The 15,813-nt window shown below is 69.9% G+C and carries 15 protein-coding genes, 1 tRNA gene and 1 pseudogene; 3 read left to right on the plus strand and 14 right to left on the minus strand.

Annotation, left to right across the window (positions count from 1 at the left end; genetic code table 11):
• The 8 genes and pseudogenes from LRS14_RS30595 to paaG all read right to left on the minus strand — a co-directional run bounded on the left by LRS14_RS30595 (position 1) and on the right by paaG (position 8,094).
• A pseudogene (locus tag LRS14_RS30595) lies at positions 1 to 1,214 on the minus strand (benzoate/H(+) symporter BenE family transporter).
• Positions 1,215 to 1,293: 79 nt separating this feature from the next.
• Positions 1,294 to 3,345, minus strand: a complete 2,052-nt coding sequence (paaZ, locus tag LRS14_RS06060) for a phenylacetic acid degradation bifunctional protein PaaZ (RefSeq protein ID WP_257798966.1) — start codon at positions 3,343 to 3,345, stop codon at positions 1,294 to 1,296.
• A 28-nt stretch (positions 3,346 to 3,373) separates the two neighbouring features.
• Positions 3,374 to 4,483, minus strand: a complete 1,110-nt coding sequence (gene paaE, locus LRS14_RS06065) for a 1,2-phenylacetyl-CoA epoxidase subunit PaaE (protein WP_257798967.1) — start codon at positions 4,481 to 4,483, stop codon at positions 3,374 to 3,376.
• 42 nt (positions 4,484 to 4,525) lie between these two features.
• Positions 4,526 to 5,038: a 1,2-phenylacetyl-CoA epoxidase subunit PaaD gene (gene paaD / locus LRS14_RS06070; protein ID WP_046111502.1), complete on the minus strand. Its 513-nt coding sequence runs from the start codon at positions 5,036 to 5,038 to the stop codon at positions 4,526 to 4,528.
• Complete coding sequence (paaC, locus tag LRS14_RS06075; protein WP_046111503.1) at positions 5,032 to 5,805, minus strand: 1,2-phenylacetyl-CoA epoxidase subunit PaaC; 774 nt, start codon at positions 5,803 to 5,805, stop codon at positions 5,032 to 5,034. Before paaC ends, paaD begins: the two co-directional genes overlap by 7 nt.
• A 114-nt stretch (positions 5,806 to 5,919) precedes the next feature.
• The gene (gene paaB, locus LRS14_RS06080) at positions 5,920 to 6,222 is read right to left on the minus strand and encodes a 1,2-phenylacetyl-CoA epoxidase subunit PaaB (RefSeq protein WP_046111504.1); all 303 of its coding nucleotides are present in this window, start codon (positions 6,220 to 6,222) and stop codon (positions 5,920 to 5,922) included.
• Entirely contained in the window at positions 6,219 to 7,226 is a 1,008-nt protein-coding gene (gene paaA / locus LRS14_RS06085) for a 1,2-phenylacetyl-CoA epoxidase subunit PaaA (protein WP_046111505.1), read from the minus strand. Before paaA ends, paaB begins: the two co-directional genes overlap by 4 nt.
• Before the next feature lie 40 nt (positions 7,227 to 7,266).
• On the minus strand, positions 7,267 to 8,094 hold the full coding sequence (gene paaG / locus LRS14_RS06090; protein WP_257798968.1) for a 2-(1,2-epoxy-1,2-dihydrophenyl)acetyl-CoA isomerase PaaG: 828 nt from the start codon (positions 8,092 to 8,094) through the stop codon (positions 7,267 to 7,269).
• A gap of 233 nt (positions 8,095 to 8,327) precedes the next feature.
• Here paaG and LRS14_RS06095 point away from each other — a divergent pair, with 233 nt between their 5' ends.
• Positions 8,328 to 9,443: a 3-deoxy-7-phosphoheptulonate synthase gene (locus tag LRS14_RS06095; protein ID WP_257800422.1), complete on the plus strand. Its 1,116-nt coding sequence runs from the start codon at positions 8,328 to 8,330 to the stop codon at positions 9,441 to 9,443.
• Between the two features lie 37 nt (positions 9,444 to 9,480).
• Positions 9,481 to 9,972, plus strand: a complete 492-nt coding sequence (locus LRS14_RS06100; protein ID WP_257798969.1) for a flavodoxin family protein — start codon at positions 9,481 to 9,483, stop codon at positions 9,970 to 9,972.
• A 43-nt stretch (positions 9,973 to 10,015) separates the two neighbouring features.
• On the opposite strand, the gene LRS14_RS06105 is transcribed toward LRS14_RS06100, so the two are convergent.
• The 4 genes from LRS14_RS06105 to LRS14_RS06120 form a co-directional block, all read right to left on the minus strand.
• Positions 10,016 to 10,092, minus strand: a tRNA-Pro gene (locus LRS14_RS06105).
• 36 nt (positions 10,093 to 10,128) lie between these two features.
• Positions 10,129 to 10,668: a DUF697 domain-containing protein gene (locus tag LRS14_RS06110; protein ID WP_232315589.1), complete on the minus strand. Its 540-nt coding sequence runs from the start codon at positions 10,666 to 10,668 to the stop codon at positions 10,129 to 10,131.
• On the minus strand, positions 10,665 to 11,156 hold the full coding sequence (rraA, locus tag LRS14_RS06115) for a ribonuclease E activity regulator RraA (protein ID WP_257798970.1): 492 nt from the start codon (positions 11,154 to 11,156) through the stop codon (positions 10,665 to 10,667). The genes LRS14_RS06110 and rraA overlap by 4 nt, the downstream gene beginning before the upstream one ends.
• A complete protein-coding gene (locus tag LRS14_RS06120; protein WP_046116053.1) occupies positions 11,157 to 11,675 on the minus strand; it encodes an Lrp/AsnC family transcriptional regulator in 519 nt (172 codons plus the stop codon).
• Positions 11,676 to 11,780: 105 nt separating this feature from the next.
• Between LRS14_RS06120 and yedA the strand changes: the two genes are divergently transcribed.
• A complete protein-coding gene (gene yedA, locus LRS14_RS06125) occupies positions 11,781 to 12,680 on the plus strand; it encodes a drug/metabolite exporter YedA (RefSeq protein WP_257798971.1) in 900 nt (299 codons plus the stop codon).
• Positions 12,681 to 12,710: 30 nt separating this feature from the next.
• Here the strand turns inward: yedA and LRS14_RS06130 are convergent, their stop codons facing one another.
• Both LRS14_RS06130 and LRS14_RS06135 read right to left on the minus strand, forming a co-directional pair.
• The gene (locus tag LRS14_RS06130) at positions 12,711 to 14,045 is read right to left on the minus strand and encodes an HlyD family type I secretion periplasmic adaptor subunit (RefSeq protein WP_257798972.1); all 1,335 of its coding nucleotides are present in this window, start codon (positions 14,043 to 14,045) and stop codon (positions 12,711 to 12,713) included.
• A gap of 4 nt (positions 14,046 to 14,049) precedes the next feature.
• Entirely contained in the window at positions 14,050 to 15,789 is a 1,740-nt protein-coding gene (locus tag LRS14_RS06135; RefSeq protein WP_052736665.1) for a type I secretion system permease/ATPase, read from the minus strand.
• Between the last annotated feature and the right edge of the window lie 24 nt (positions 15,790 to 15,813).

Genomic DNA, 15,813 nt, shown 5'->3' on the forward strand with positions numbered 1-15,813 from the left:
TCACTTGGCCGGACGCCGCTCCAGCACATGGACCACCAGCAGGCCGGCGACGATGGCCCAGAAGGCAGCGCCCATGCCCAGCATCTGCATCCCGCTGACGGCGATCACGAACACCACCAGCGGCGCAAGCGATGCCTTGTGCGCCGAGAACGCCGACTCGAAAGACGCCTCAATGGCAGGCAGCAAGGCCAGCCCCGCCAGCGCGGCAACCGCCTCGCGCGACAGGCTGGCGAACAAGCTCACCAGCGTCGGCGCAAAGCTGCCGAACAGGATGTAGACACCACCCGCGCAAACGGCGGCCATGTACCGACGCTGCTTGTCGGCATGCGCCTCGGGGCCGGTCACGATGCCGGCGATCATGGCCGACGGGTTGAGGTTGTGGCAGCCCCACGGCGCCGCCAGCAACGACCCGGCACCACACAGCACCACCACCTTGTCGACCGGCGGCTCATACCCGGCCGTCTTGAGCACCGCGAAGCCGGGCAGGTACTGGCCGGTGAGCACCAGCACCGTCATCGGGATGGCGATGTTGACCGTGGCGTGCCATGTGAAGACCGGCCGCGTCCACACCGGGCTGGCCATGGACACCGACAGGCTGCTCGTGTCGAGTTGCCCCGTCAGCAGGCACAGTACGGCGCCCGACAGCATTACCGCAGCGACCGCCCAACGGGGCGCAAATCGGCGTACCAAAAAAAGGCCAGCACCATTCCGGCCACGAGCAGGGGCTGGGTTTGCAACGAGCCGACCACGGCCACGGCAAACACGAGAAGGATGCCGCCGTTCAACGCCGAGGCCACCTGGATCGGGATCCAGCGAACCAGCCTCTGCAGCAAACCGAAGCAGCCGACCGCAGTCACCAGCACATTCGAGACGATGAAGGCGCCAATCGCCTCTGCCCGCGGCACACCGGCCATCGCTGTCATCAAGAACGCGATGCCCGGCGTGGACCAGGCAGTGACCAGCGGCATGCGGTACTGCAGGCTGGCCACCATGGTGGTCAGGCCGGCACCGATGGAATAGGCCCACAACCAGGACACGATCTGTGCCTCGGACAGGTGCGCGCTCTCCGCGACCTTGAACACCAGAACAGTGGGGCCGGCGTAGCCCACGACAACCGCGACCAGCCCCGCCGTCAGGGCCTGCCAGGAGAAGTCCTCGAACCACCGTTGCAGTCGGGACAATGGTTGCTGTGCCGCCGCCGCTTCATCGTTCACGTCGCCTCACCGGGTGCTTGCCGTACAAGCGACCGATGCTAGAGCGCAAAAACGATGGATTTGCGCGCGCCAAGCGCTACTACTGACCTCGCTTCGCCACCAAGGTCAGGATGTCGTAGCTCGCCACCAGCTCGTCGTGCTGGTTCTTCACTTCCACGTCCCAGGCCACCACGCCCTGGCCGACGCCCTTGTCGTCGGTCTTGTTGCGGTCGATCTTGCGCTTGGCGGTCAGCCGGGCCTGGATGGTGTCGCCGATGGCCACCGGCTTGACGAAGCGCAGCGTGTCCAGCCCATAGTTGGCCAGCACCGGCCCCGGGGCCGGGCTGACGAACAGGCCTGCCGCGGCCGACAGCACGAAGTAGCCGTGCGCGATGCGCTGGCCGAACTGCGTTTGCTTCGCGGCGATCTCGTCGAAGTGCATGTAGAAGTAGTCGCCCGACACGCCGCCGAAGTTGACGATGTCGGCCTCGGTCACCGTGCGCCGATGCGTCAGCAGCGAGTCGCCCACCTGCAGCTCCTCGAAGTGCTTGCGGAACGGATGCTGCGGCGTGTCCGTCACGCGCGCGCCGCGCACATGCTCGCCGGTGATAGCCGCCAGCATCGTGGGCGAGCCCTGCACCGCCGCGCGCTGCAGGTAGTGCTTGACGGCGCGCACGCCGCCCAGCTCCTCGCCACCGCCGGCACGCCCAGGCCCGCCGTGCTTGAGCGAAGGCAGCGGCGAGCCATGGCCGGTGGACTCGTGCGCGGCCTCGCGGTCCAGCACCAGCAGCCGGCCGTGCAGCGCCGCAGCCACCGGGATCACCCGCGCGGCGATCGCCGGATCACGCGTGACCAGCGTGCCCACCAGGCTGCCGCTGCCGCGCGCGGCCAACGCCAGTGCCTCGTCCACGCCGTCGTAGCCCATCAGCGTGCTGACCGGGCCGAAGGCCTCGATGTCGTGCACCGCAGTGTTCTTCAGCGCATTCCGCGCCAGCAGCAGCGTGGGCGCGAAGAAGGCGCCTTCGGCCGTGCCCTCGCCCATCGGTGCAAAGCCGTCGGCCGCGCCGTAGACCAGCTCCGCGCCTTCGCGCAGCATCGCCACACGCTCGCGCACGTCGTCGAACTGCGCATGCGAGGCCAGCGCGCCCATGCGCACGCCTTCGACCGACGGATCACCCACGGTGATCTTGGTCAGCCGAGCGCGCAGCGCCTCGGCCACCGCGTCGATGCGGTCATGCGGCACGATGGCGCGGCGGATGGCGGTGCACTTCTGGCCGGCCTTGACGGTCATCTCGCGCGCCACCTCCTTGACAAAGAGATCGAACTCCTCGTCGTCGGGCGTGACGTCGGGCGCCAGGATCGCGCAGTTGAGCGAATCGGCCTCGGCATTGAAGGGCACGCTGTGGCGGATGAGGTTGGGCTGCACACGCAGCTTGGCCGCGGTGTCGGCCGAGCCGGTGAAGGTGACCACGTCGGCACCGCCCAGGCGGTCCAGCAGGTCACCGGTGCTGCCGATCACCAGCTGCAGGCTGCCCTCGGGCAGGATGCCCGACTGCACGATCAGCCGCATCGCCGCTTCGGTCAGGTAGCTGGTGGCGGTGGCGGGCTTGCCGATGCAGGGCATGCCGGCCAGGAAGCTGGGCGCGAACTTCTCCAGCAGGCCCCAGACGGGGAAGTTGAAGGCATTGATGTGCACCGCCAGACCGCCGCGCGGCACCAGGATGTGCGTACCCGCAAAGCCTCCCTTCTTGCCCAGCGGCATCGCCGGGCCCTCATGCACCAGGTTGCCCGACGGCAGCTCGTTGCTGCCCATGCTGGCATAGGCGAACAAGGTGCCGGCGCCGCCCTCGATGTCGATCCATGAATCGGCCCGCGTGGCGCCGGTGTGGGCCGAGACGGCGTAGAGCTGCTCCTTGTGCTCGCTGAGGTACTTGGCCAGCGCCTTCAGCCGCTGCGCCCGCTGCTGGAAATCCAGCTGCAGCAGGTTGGGCAGGCCCACGCGCCGCGCATGCTCCACGGCCTCGGCGAAGTCGATGGCCTCCGCATGCGTGCGGTACACCGGCTTGCCATTGACCGCGCTGCGCAGCGTCTGCGCCCCCTCGGCCCCCAGCCAGCGGCCACCGATGTAACTCTGAAGAACGGGCGTGCTCATCAACGACTCCTGATTTGTGCGAGGCGGGTCATCGCTCATCGAAAGAAAGGACAACTCGCTCGGTAAGCGGATGCGCCTGGCACGTCAGCACGAAGCCGTTGGCCACCTCGTTCTTGTCGAGCGCGAAGTTGCGCTCCATGCGCACCTCGCCTTCGATGACCTTGGCCCGGCAGGTGCCGCACACACCCGAGGTGCAGGAAAAAGGCACTTCCAGCCCCGCGGCCGAGGCGCAGTCGAGGATGCTCGGCTGGTCCTTGCTGTACGAGATCTCGCGCGACAGGCCGTCGCGCACGATGGTGATGCGGGCCGCCGGTGCATCACCCGGCAAGGCCTCGTGCACGATGGCACCGACCCCGGCCCCCGCCCCGGCAGCACCTGGCTGCCCGGCCGGCGCGGCCACGCCGAAGCGCTCGATGTGGATGCGGTCTTCCGGCACGCCGGCGGCCAGCAGCGCGGCCTCGGCTTCGTCGTTCATCTGGAACGGGCCGCAGATGTACACATGGTCGATCTGCGCGGCCGGCACCACAGAGCGCAGGAACTCCCCGATCTTGTCGCGGTTCATCACGCCCATGTTCAGCGGCGCATCGGTGTGCTCGTCGCTGAACACATGGTGCAGCACCAGCCGCGTGAGGTAGCGGTTCTTCAGGTCTTCGAGTTCTTCCTTGAACATCGTCGACTTCTGCATGCGGTTGCCGTAGATCAGCGAGAAGCGGCTCTGCGGCTCGCGCGCCAGCACCGTCTTCATGATCGACAGGATGGGCGTGATGCCCGAGCCGCCCGCGATGCCCACGTGGTGGCGCCGCGCCTCGGGCTGCAGCGGAACGAAGAAGCGGCCCTGCGGCGCCATCACCTGCAGCATGTCGCCGGGCTGCAGGTGCTCGTTGATCCAGTTGGAGAACACGCCGCCCTTGACCTTGCGCACGCCCACCCGCAGCTCGCCGTCGTCGACACCCGCGCAGATGGAGTACGAGCGTCGCAGATCCTGCCCGTCGACCTGCGAACGCAGCGTGAGGTACTGCCCCTGGGTGAAGCCGAACACCTCGCGCAGCTCGGGCGGCACGTCGAACGAGACGACCACGGCCTCGGGGGTGTCGGGCGTGATGCTGCGCACACGCAGCGGGTGGAACGAGAAGCTCATGGGTGGTCTCCGAGTGCAGCGGATGGCACTCCGGGGTGGAAGCTAGATCGGCTTGAAGAACTCGAAGGGCTCTTGGCAAGACAGGCAGCGGTACAGCGCCTTGCAGGCCGTGGAGCCGAAGGCCGACAACTGCTCGGTGTGCGTGCTGCCGCAGCGCGGGCAGGCGATGCGCTCGCGCCGCACGATGCGAATGGGCGCACCCGCCGCAGGCACGGCGCCGGTGGGTCCCGGCGGTGCGATGCCGTATTCGCGCAGCTTGCGCCGGCCTTCGTCGCTGATCCAGTCGGTGGTCCAGGCCGGCGCGCGCCGCATGCTCACGCGGGCGGGGCCCAGGCCGGCGGCGTCGATGGCCTCCAGCACGCTGCGCTCGATCACCTCGGTGGCGGGGCAGCCGGAGTAGGTGGGCGTCAGCACCACCTCCAGGCCGTCGTCATGCGCCAGCACATCGCGGACGATGCCCAGCTCACGCACCGAGATGGCAGGCACCTCGGGGTCGGGCACGCCATCCAGCACGCGCCAGGCTTCGGCCAGGCGGTCGCCGGCGGAGATCACCACACGCCCCCGGGGAAGCTGCGCTGCAGGTGCTGCATCTCGGCCAGGATGTAGCCCATGTGCTCGCTGTGCACGCCGCGCTTGCCGGTGGAGCGGAAGGCGCTGTCGCGCGGAACGGCCAGGCCAGCTTCGTCCAGCACCGGCTTCACCTCGGCCAGCCAGGCGGCCTGCAGCAGGCAGGGCTGCGGACCGAGCCCGCTTTCGTAGGCGGCGTCGTCGACCGCATCGGTATCGAACAACTCGGGCAGGTACAGCCACGCCTGCGACAGCGCGGCCTCGGTGCGGCGGCGCGACTCATCGGTGCCGTCGCCCAGCCGCACCACCCAGTCGGCCGCATGCTGCTGGTGGTAGCGCGCCTCCTTCACCGCCTTGCCGGCGATGGCGGCCAGCTCGGCGTCGCTGGAATCAGCCAGGCGTTCCCACATCAGCTTGAGCCAGGTGGCCAGCATCAGGTTGCGCACCACGGTGAAGGCGAAGTCGCCGCGTGGCAGCTCGGCCAGCGTCAGGTTGAAGTAGTCGCGCTCGTCGCGCAGGAAGGCCAGCCGGTCCTCGTCGAAGCCCTGCCCTTCCAGCCGGCCGGCATGCGTCAGCAGCGCGCGGCTCTGGCCGACGAGATCGAGCGCCATGTTGGCCAGCGCGATGTCTTCCTCCAGCACCGGCGCATGGCCGCACCACTCGCCCAGCCGCTGCCCGAGGATCAGGCAGGTATCACCCAGCCGCAGCACGTACTGCACCGCGGGGGACCGTTCCAACTGGATGGATGCTTGCATAAACCCTCAGCCAAACTTGTCTAGACAACAACACCAAGCACACACCGCGGATCCGGCTCCGCCGGTCCGCCGGTGTGGCCCCCTGGGGGGTGCGGCGAAAGCCGCTCCGGGGGTCTACATATGATCCACGGACTTCGGCAGCTCGTAGAACGTGGGGTGGCGGTACACCTTGTCCTCGGCCGGGTCGAAGTACATGTCCTTGTCGCGCGGGTCGCTGGCCACGATCTGGTCGCTGCGCACCACCCACACGCTGCTGCCTTCCTGGCGGCGGGTATAGACGTCGCGTGCCATCTGGATGGCCATCTTCGAATCGGCCGCATGCAGGCTGCCGCAGTGCTTGTGGTCCAGGCCGGCCTTGCTGCGAACGAAGACTTCCCACAACGGCCATTCGGCCTGGCTGGCTTGCTGCTGGCTCATGCGGCCTCCTTCATCGCCTGCTTGTTGGCGTGCGCCATCGCGGCTTCGCGCACCCAGGCGCCGTCGTCCCAGGCCTTGACGCGGGCGCCCAGGCGCTCGCGGTTGCAGGGGCCGTCGCCGTTCACCACGCGCCAGAACTCGTCCCAGTCGATGGTGCCGAAGTCCCAGTGGCCACGTTGCTCGTTCCACTTCAGGTCCGGGTCGGGCAGCGTCACGCCCAGCACCTTGGCCTGCTCCACCGTGGCATCGACGAACTTCTGGCGCAGCTCGTCGTTGCTCACGCGCTTGATGCCCCAGCGCATCGATTGCGCGCTGTTGGGCGACTGGTCGTCGGGCGGGCCGAACATCATCAGGCAGGGCCACCACCAGCGGTTCACCGCGTCCTGCACCATGGCCTTCTGCGCATCGGTGCCCTGCTGCATCATCGTCAGCAGCGCCTCGTAGCCCTGGCGCTGGTGGAAGCTCTCCTCGCGGCAGATGCGGATCATGGCCCGCGCATAGGGCGCATAGCTGCAGCGGCAGATGGGCACCTGGTTCATGATGGCCGCGCCGTCCACCAGCCAGCCGATGGTGCCCATGTCGGCCCAGGTCAGCGTGGGGTAGTTGAAGATGGAGCTGTACTTGGCCTTGCCGGTGTGCAGCGCCTGCAGCAGTTGGTCGCGGCTGGTGCCCAGCGTCTCGGCTGCGGCATACAGGTACAGGCCGTGGCCGCCCTCGTCCTGCACCTTGGCCAGCAGGATGGCCTTGCGCTTGAGCGTGGGCGCGCGGCTGATCCAGTTGCCTTCCGGCAGCATGCCCACGATCTCCGAATGCGCATGCTGGCTGATCTGCCGCACCAGCGTCTTGCGGTAGTGCTCGGGCATCCAGTCCTTGGCCTCGATGAAGTCGCCGGCATCGATGCGCTCGTCGAAGCGCTGCTGCAGCGCCAGTTCATCGGCCGAGCGCAGGGTCTTCGGCGCGTCGGCGCCCTCCTTGCCCATCGTGTCCATCGCTTGCGTGTACATGCTGGCTTCCTTTGCGGTTCGGGTGTTCGGCGTTCGCGGTTCAGCGGTCGGAAAAGCGCGGCGCGCGCTTCTCGCGGAAGGCGGCTACGCCTTCCAGGTAGTCGTGCGCGCGGCCCAGGTCGCGCTGCAGATGGGCCTCCTCGTCCAGCGCGGTGGACAGGTCCGTGGTGCCGGCCGCATCCATCGCCTGGCGGGTGGCCACCAGCGCGCGCGTGGGCATGGCGGCCAGGCGTGCGGCCAGCGCCGCGGCGGTGGTGGCCAATTGGTCGTCGTCCACGCACTGCCAGATCAGGCCCAGCTGCTGGGCCTGCTCCGCCGGCAGCTTGTCGCCCAGCAGCGCCAGCCCCAGCGCGCGCGCCCGGCCCACCAGTCGCGGCAGCAGCCAGGTGCCACCGGTGTCGGGCACCAGGCCGATCTTGGCGAAGGCCTGGATGAAGCTGGCCGAGCGCGCGGCCACCACCAGGTCGCAGCACAGGGCCAGGTTGGCGCCAGCGCCGGCCGCCACGCCATTGACCGCGGCCACCACCGGCACCGGCATCGTGCGCAGTCGCTGCACCAGCGGGCGGTAATGGCGTTCGATCAGGCCGCCAAGGTCCTTGGGCGGAGCGCCGGGCGCCAGTTCGGGCGCGGCGGCCGGGTCTGCCAGGTCCTGGCCGGCACAGAAGCCCCGCCCGGCGCCGGTGATCACCACGCAGCGCACCTGCGCATCGGCCGCAGCGGCATCCAGCGAGGCCATCAAAGCTTCATGCAGTTCGCCATTGAAGGCGTTGAGCTGCGCAGGCCGGTTGAGCGTGAGCGTGCACACGCGGCCGGCCCCGGCGTCGGCCAGAGACGACAACACAAGGCCTGGGGTATCGGGCAACGGCATGCGGCGGGTCTCCTGTCTGTCCGGATATTGTTCTACCGACCGGTCGGTCAATCTTAATGCGTGATGCTCTGCAGATCAACCGCTGCGGCCACCGTGAACCTTGGTGACAACCCTTGGAAGCCGCCAACGCCACATGTAATGGATCGCAACGGCGCCGCTCGCCGGTCCTGGCTCGCTCCAGCGCAACGGTCGGCTGCCGAAGATCCAGGCCCAGCCCGATGCAACAATTCGCCATGACCACGCTCCACGATCCCCTCCAGAACGACCGCGAAGCCTCGACGCAGGACACCACCCGCATCGACGACGTGCGCATCTCGGCCGTGCGGCCGCTCATCTCGCCGGCGATGCTGCTGGATGAACTGCCGGTGGACGCGGAGTTGCAGCGGCTGGTCGAGCGCAGCCGGCGCCAGATTTCCGACGTGCTGCAGGGCCGCGACGACCGGCTGATCGTGGTCACCGGCCCCTGCTCCATCCACGACCACGACCAGGCCATCACCTATGCCCACCGGCTGCGTGCGCTGCAGGCCGGGCTGGATGACGCGCTGGTGCTGGTGATGCGGGTGTATTTCGAAAAGCCGCGCACCACCGTGGGCTGGAAGGGCTACATCAACGATCCGCAGCTCGATGGCAGCTTCCGCATCAACGAAGGCCTGCGCAAGGCACGCACGCTGCTGCTGGAGATCGGCGCCATCGGCCTGCCCACCGCCACCGAGTTCCTCGACCTGCTGAGCCCGCAGTACGTGTCCGACCTGATCGCCTGGGGCGCCATCGGCGCACGCACCACCGAAAGCCAGAGCCACCGCCAGCTGGCCTCGGGCTCCAGCTGCCCGATCGGCTTCAAGAACGGCACCGACGGCGGCGTGCAGGTGGCGGCCGATGCCATGGTGGCCGCGGCCGCGCCGCATGCCTTCATGGGCATGACCAAGATGGGACTGGCCGCCATCTTCGAGACCCGCGGCAATGCCGACACCCATGTGATCCTGCGCGGCGGCAGCAGCGGCCCCAACTACGGCGCCGAGCATGTGGAGGCTGCCTGCGCCGTGCTGCGCAAGGCCGGCCTGCGCGAGCAGGTGATGGTGGACTGCTCGCATGCCAACTCCCAGAAACAGCATGCGCGGCAGATCGAGGTGGCGCACGACGTGGCGCGGCGCATCGCCGAAGGCGAGCGGCGCATCACCGGCCTGATGATCGAAAGCCACCTGGAGGAAGGCCGCCAGGACCTGAAGCCCGGCGTGCCGCTGAAGCACGGCGTGTCGGTCACCGACGCCTGCATCGGCTGGGCGCAGACCGTGCCGGTGCTGCAGGCGCTGGCCGACGCGGTGCGCACGCGCCGCACCCGCGGCGGTTGAAGCACCGCCCACCCGTGCAGCACGCAGGCGGCGTGGCATGAAGACGCTGCTCATCGTGCACCACTCGATGACCGGCGGCACCCGCCAGATGGCCGTGGCCGCCGCCGAGGGGGCGCGCACCGAGCCGATGCTGCAGGTGCGCAGCCTGCAGGCACAGCAGGCCCAGCCCGCCGACCTGCTGCAAGCCGACGGCTACCTCTTCGCCACGCCCGAGAACCTGGCCGCGATCGCCGGCCTGATGAAGGACTTCTTCGACCGCTGCTACTACCCGGCCCTGGGCCGCATCGAAGGCCGGCCCTATGCGGTGATGGTGTGCGCCGGCAGCGATGGCAGCAGCGCGGTGCGGCAGGTCGAGCGCATCGCCACCGGCTGGCGGCTGAAGGCCGTGGCGCCGGCGCTCATCGTGTGCACACATGCGCAGACGCCCGAGGCCATCCTGGCACCCAAGGTCATCGCGCCCGAGGAACTGGCGCGCTGCCAGGAACTGGGCGCGGGGTTGGCGGCGGGGATGGGGCTGGGGGTGTTCTGAGGCGCACAGCAAAAAGCCGTCGCAAGCGACGGCTTCAGCTACATGGTCGGGGCGACACGATTCGAACGTGCGACCTACTGCTCCCAAAGCAGACGCGCTACCAGGCTGCGCTACGCCCCGACTGAGAACCGCGGATTGTAGCCCGGGTGCGTAGGTTCACAGGCTGGCCGGCTCGGTCGGGGGCGGCAGCTGCAGCTGTCGCGCCACCGCGATGCATTGCTCGATGTGCTGGGCGCACACATAACGCAGCATCGTGAAGGTGAGCGCGGCCGACACCGCTTGTCCGGCGATCGGCACGTACTTGGCGGCCTGCTGGGTGGTCAGGCGCACGCCCACCATCTTCAGCAGCCGCACCACCACGTCGCGCGTCACCAGCTTGCCCACCAGCATGCCGCCCCCGGCCGACATGGCCTTGTAGACCACCAGCCGGCGGTCCGGCGCCAGCCGCTCGATCTGCTCGGGCGTCAGGCCGAAGATCTCGTTGATCTCGGGCAGCAGCTTCACCAGCATGCCCACGTCGGTCAGCATGTCCAGCCCGGGGATGGGCACGGCGGCCACACCGGCCGCCACCGCCGCGCGCTTGTTCACCAGGCGCCGCGCCGCGCGCGCGGCCGTTTCCAGCTGCTGCGGGGTGGAAGGCACCACCACCCAGGCATTCGGCTCTTGTCTGGACAACTTGGGCTTGATCATCTTCATGCCTGCTGCTGCTGCGGCAGCACCACGATGCCGTCCTCGTCCGCATACAACCACTCCCCAGGACGCACCCACACGCCCTGCAGCTGCACCGGCAGGTCCACCAGGCCTTCAGCGCGGCGCTCGGTGGGCAGCGGCACCAGTGCCAGCGCGCGGATGCCCAGCGGCAGCGGCCGCAGCTCGGCCACGTCGCGCACGCAGCCATCGATGACCACGCCGGCCCAGCCATTGCGGGCCGCGGCGGCGCCCAGGTTGCCGCCCAGCAGCGCCCGCCGCAGCGATCCGCCGCCAGCCACCACCAGCACCCGGCCCTGGCCCGGCGATTCCACCGCGGCCTTGACCGGCGTGTTGTCCTCGAAGCACTGCACGGTGACCACCGGTCCGAAGAAGGCGGCGCGGCCGCCATAGTCATGGAACACCGGGGGCAGCACGCGCAGCGCCCCGGTGGTGTCGGCCTTGTAGCGGTCACACAGATCGCAGGTCGGGATCATTCAGGCGTTCTCCACTTTGACGAGCGGGGGTCGGATGTTCTCCCGCCGCGCCGGCAGCATCGGATGGTGCTCCCGCGCGACGTTGAGGATGATGGAGGTGGAGGTCTCGGTCATCAGGCAGAAGCGCGTGACGACCGCGTCCAGGTGCGCCACGTCGATCACCGCGATCTGCAGGATCCAGCTGTCCTCGCCGGTGACGTTGTAGGCGTCGATGACCTCGGGCGTCTCCTGGATCAGCCGCACCACGCGGGCGTATTCGGCACGGCCCACGCGGATGATGGCGCGGATGCCGTAGCCCAGCGCGCCCACGTTGACGCTGGCGCGGTAGCCGGTGATGACGCCGGCCGCCTCCAGCTTGCGCACGCGCTCGCTGACCGCGGGCTGCGACAGGTGCACGCGCCGGCCCAGCTCGGCCATGGTCAGGCGTGCATCGGCCTGCAGCTCGGCCAGGATGCGAGTGTCGTAGCCATCGAGCGCCGATCCGGCGCTGAGGGTGGCAGGCGGCGTGGCGATTCCCATTTTCAAAGCCTAGCACGCACAAGACGATGAATTGCAAGGCTTGGCAACGGCTAGACCTTGCTTCCCCTCTCGAAGCTCCGCAGCCGGGCTCCTAATATTTGCGCCATGACGACCACTGCCCGCGCCTGTTCCGGCGGCTCCATGCTGTCACCGCTCATCCTGGCCTGCCTGCTTGCCACCTGGCTGGTCTGGGGCTCCACCTACCTGGCCATCAAGTACGCGCTGATCAGCTTTCCGCCCTTCTTCCAGATGGGCACCCGCTTCCTGGCGGCCGGCGGCCTGCTGATGGCCTGGATGGCCTGGCGTGGCGCGCCGATGCCGCAGCCACGCCAATGGCGCGATGCGCTGGTGGTGGGCGCGCTGATGCTGGGAGGCGGCATGGGCGGCACCGCGGTGGCCGAGACCACCGTGGGCTCCGGCCTGGTGGTGGCCTTCATCGCGGTGGTGCCGTTGATGATCGCGCTGGTGAACCTGCTGTTCGGCGTGCGGCCGCGGGCGTCGGAAGCCGCCGGCATCGCGGTCGGCCTGGTCGGCGTGCTGATGCTCACGCAGGGCCAGGGCTTCCAGGCCTCGCCCGGCGGGCTGCTGGCCATGTGCATCGCCTGCGGGAGCTGGTCGGTGGGCAGCGTGCTCAGCCAGCGCAGCCTGCCGCTGGCGCCCGGCGCGATGGGTTTCGCCAGCGAGATGCTGTGCGGCGGCGTGGTGCTGATGGGCCTGGCCTGGATCAGCGGCGAGACGCCGCAATGGCCGCCCGCCACCGCGGCCTCGGCGGCCTGGCTGTACCTGGTGGTGGCCGGCTCGCTGATCGCCTTCAATGCCTACATGGTGCTACTGGCGCGGGCGCCGGCCGGGCTGGCCTCCAGCTACACCTTCGTCAACCCGGTGATCGCGATGCTGCTGGGCGTGCTGATCGCCGGCGAGCAGGTCACCGGCTTCGAATGGGCGGCGGTGTCGGTGGTGCTGGCCGGCGTGGTGCTGCTGATGTGGAAGCCGGCGGCACGCTGAAGCGGGCCGCCACCCCCGCCGCGGGCCGGCTCAGCGTTCGGTCCAGGCCTTGCGGAAGCTGTCGGCCAGCGGCTGCAGCAGGTAGCCCAGGAAGGTGCGCTCGCCGGTGCGGATGAAGATGTCGGCCTGCATGCCGGGCTGCACCCGCTCGCCCTGCAGCCGGGCCAGCTCGGCCGGCGGCACTTCCACCCGCACCATGAAGTAGGTCTGTTCGGTGCGGTTGTCCTGCGCGGCATCGGCGGCCACGTAGCTCACGCTGCCGTTCAGCTCGGGCGTGGTGCGCTGGTTGAAGGCATGCAGCTTGATGCCGGTGGACTGGCCGAGCTGCACGCGGTCAATGTCGGCCGGCAGCACCCGGGCCTCCACCAGCAGGCGGTCGGCGCTGGGCACGATCTCCATCAGCACCTCGCCGGGGCCGATCACACCGCCCGCGGTGTGCACGTTCAGCCCGGTGATGGTGCCGGCCACCGGCGCCCGCAGCTCGGTCAGTTCCAGCGTGCGGCGGGTGGCGCTTTCACGCTCCAGCAGTTCGAAGCTTTCGCCCTGCACCTTCTTCAGCTCCTGCGCCACCTCTTCCTGGAAGGTCTTGCGCACCTGGAACTTCTTCAGCTCGCGCTCGCTGATGGCGGTGCGGGTGGAGGCGATGCGCGAGCCCAGCTCCTCCTGCTCGCCGCGCAGCTTGGCGATGTCACGTTCCAGCGAGCGCAGCCGGGTCTTCTCGACCATGCCCACCGCGTCCAGCTCGCGCAGGCCGGCCAGGTCACCTTCGATGCTTTCGCGCTGCTCCTGCTTGGCGCGGCGCTGCGACTCCAGCCCGGTGATCTCGCTGCGCAGCGCGCCGATCTGCTGGTCGAGGATGCCCAGCTCGCCGCTGCGCGCATTGCGCCGCGCGGCGAACAGCGTCTGCTGCGCACGCAGGGTCTCGGCCACCTGCGGCTCCGCGGCGCGGTCCAGCAGCGCCTGCGGAAACCGGATGGCCGGCAGCTCGTCGCGCTCGGCCACCAGGCGGGCCTCGGTGGCCAGCGCGATGTCGCGGCCGCCGGTGACCACGCCGTGCGCGGCGCCGGCGCGCGTCTCGTCCAGCCGCACCAGCACGTCGCCGGCCTGCACCCGGCTGCCATCCTGCACCGCGATCTCCTTGATGACGCCGCCCTCGGGGTGCTGGATCTTCTTGCGGCTGCTGTCCACCTTCACAGCGCCGGCGGCCACCACCGCCGAGGCCAGCGGCGCCAGCGTGCTCCAGGCCACCGACAGGCCCACCGTCAATGCCAGCACCAGCAGACCGATGAGCGTCCAGCGCCGGCTGTCGGCCGCGGCGCGGGCCTCGCCCACCACCAGCCCGGCCATCGCCTGCTGCCTGGCCATTGCATCAACCATGGGCCACCCCCAGTGCGCCGAGGTCGCGGCCCTCGGGTTGTGCCATCACGCGTCGGGTGATGGCCGGCATCACCTCGGCCGTCGGGCCCAGGCTGGCGATGCGGCCGTCCACCACCACCATCAGCTGGTCGGTGCCGGCCAGCAGCGCCGGCCGGTGGGCAATGACCACCACCGTGCGGCCAGCCGCCTTCAGTGCCTCCATCGCCTGGCGCACCGCGGCCTCGCCTTCCGCATCCAGGTTGGAGGTGGGCTCGTCCAGCACCACCAGCGCGGGCTGGCCGTAGAAGGCCCGCGCCAGGCCGATGCGCTGGCGCTGGCCGCCCGACAGGTTGGCCCCGGCCGGGCCGATGGGCGTGTCGTAGCCCTGCGGCAGCGTGAGGATCATCGCGTGCGCGCCGGCCAGGCGGGCCGCCTCCACCACCTGCTCGGGGTCGGGTTCGCCGAAACGGGCGATGTTGGACGCCACCGTGCCGGGAAACAGCTCGATGTCCTGCGGCAGGTAGCCCAGCGCGGGGCCCACGTCCTCGCGCCGCCAGGCGGCGATGTCCACGCCGTCCAGCCGCACCACGCCCACGCCGGGCCGCCACACGCCCATGGCCAGCCGCGCCAGCGTGGACTTGCCGGCCGCGCTGGGCCCGGTGATGCCCAGGCACACGCCCGGCGCCACTCGGAACTGCAGGCCCTGGACGGTGAAATGCCGCGCCTCGGGCGGGCCGGCGGACACGCCGTCGAACACCAGCTCGCCCGTCGGCCGCGGCAGCGGCATGGCGGGCCGCTCGTCGGCCACCGCCTGCAGGTCCTGCGACAGCCGGCGATAGGCCTCGCGCGCGCCGAGGAAGCCGCGCCAGCCGCCGATGGCCGACTCCAGCGGCGCCAGCGCGCGGCCCATCACGATGGACGACGCGATCATCACGCCGGCCGTGCTCTGCTGCAGGATGACCAGCCAGGCGCCCACCGCCAGGATGGCCACCTGCAGGAACAGCCGGAAGGCCTTGGCCACGCCGGCCACGTTGGCCGCCTCGTCACTGGCCAGGCCCTGCAGGCCCAGCGCATAGTCGTGCCGCAGCCGCCAGACCCGCGACAGCGCGGGCACCATGCCCATGGCCTGCACCACCTCCGCATTGCGGCCCGACAGCTCGGCAAACTGCGCACTGGCCGACATCTCCTGCCCCGCCTCGGTCAGCGGGCGGCGCGTGGCGCGCTCGTTCCACAGGCCCAGGCCCAGCAGCAGCACGCCGCCGGCCAGTGCCACATGGCCCAGCCACGGATGCAGCAGGTACACCAGGCCGATGTAGACCGGCATCCAGGGCGCGTCCAGCAGGCTGAGCGTGGTGGGGCCGGCGAAGAAGTTGCGCAGCTGGTCGAGGTCGCGCAGCGGTTGCGCGGTGCGGCCACCCTGCAGCGTGCGCCGGAACACCAGGCCCGACAGCTGGGCGTCGAAGCGCACGCCCATGCGCACCAGCAGCCGCGAGCGCACCACCTCCAGCAGCGCCAGCGTGGCCAGGCAGCCGGCGGCGAACAACGTGAGGTACAGCAGCGTGGGCAGGCTGCGCGAGGCCAGCACCCGGTCGTACACCTGCAGCATGTACAGCGACGAGGTGAGCGCCAGCAGGTTGATGAAGAAACTGAAGAAGGCCACCGACCACAGCGTGCGGCGCACGATCTGCAGCGCCCGGTGCAGGGCGCTGTCGGAGGCGGCGGGTGCGGGGCCCGGGGCGCGGGAGGAGGTCATCGGCGGCGGTGTTGGCGTGGCGGG

Origin of the sequence: Aquincola sp. J276 (assembly GCF_024700035.1) — a bacterium.
GTDB lineage: Bacteria > Pseudomonadota > Gammaproteobacteria > Burkholderiales > Burkholderiaceae_C > Aquincola > Aquincola tertiaricarbonis.

Bases quoted from the DNA above. Each gene is read 5' to 3' on its own strand.
- paaZ (WP_257798966.1), bottom strand. From the start codon at position 3,345: ATGAGCACGCCCGTTCTTCAGAGTTACATCGGTGGCCGCTGGCTGGGG.
- paaE (WP_257798967.1), bottom strand. From the start codon at position 4,483: ATGAGCTTCTCGTTCCACCCGCTGCGTGTGCGCAGCATCACGCCCGAC.
- paaC (WP_046111503.1), bottom strand. From the start codon at position 5,805: ATGCAAGCATCCATCCAGTTGGAACGGTCCCCCGCGGTGCAGTACGTG.
- paaB (WP_046111504.1), bottom strand. From the start codon at position 6,222: ATGAGCCAGCAGCAAGCCAGCCAGGCCGAATGGCCGTTGTGGGAAGTC.
- paaA (WP_046111505.1), bottom strand. From the start codon at position 7,226: ATGTACACGCAAGCGATGGACACGATGGGCAAGGAGGGCGCCGACGCG.
- paaG (WP_257798968.1), bottom strand. From the start codon at position 8,094: ATGCCGTTGCCCGATACCCCAGGCCTTGTGTTGTCGTCTCTGGCCGAC.
- LRS14_RS06095 (WP_257800422.1), top strand. From the start codon at position 8,328: ATGACCACGCTCCACGATCCCCTCCAGAACGACCGCGAAGCCTCGACG.
- LRS14_RS06100 (WP_257798969.1), top strand. From the start codon at position 9,481: ATGAAGACGCTGCTCATCGTGCACCACTCGATGACCGGCGGCACCCGC.
- LRS14_RS06110 (WP_232315589.1), bottom strand. From the start codon at position 10,668: ATGAAGATGATCAAGCCCAAGTTGTCCAGACAAGAGCCGAATGCCTGG.
- rraA (WP_257798970.1), bottom strand. From the start codon at position 11,156: ATGATCCCGACCTGCGATCTGTGTGACCGCTACAAGGCCGACACCACC.
- LRS14_RS06120 (WP_046116053.1), bottom strand. From the start codon at position 11,675: ATGGGAATCGCCACGCCGCCTGCCACCCTCAGCGCCGGATCGGCGCTC.
- yedA (WP_257798971.1), top strand. From the start codon at position 11,781: ATGACGACCACTGCCCGCGCCTGTTCCGGCGGCTCCATGCTGTCACCG.
- LRS14_RS06130 (WP_257798972.1), bottom strand. From the start codon at position 14,045: ATGGCCAGGCAGCAGGCGATGGCCGGGCTGGTGGTGGGCGAGGCCCGC.
- LRS14_RS06135 (WP_052736665.1), bottom strand. From the start codon at position 15,789: ATGACCTCCTCCCGCGCCCCGGGCCCCGCACCCGCCGCCTCCGACAGC.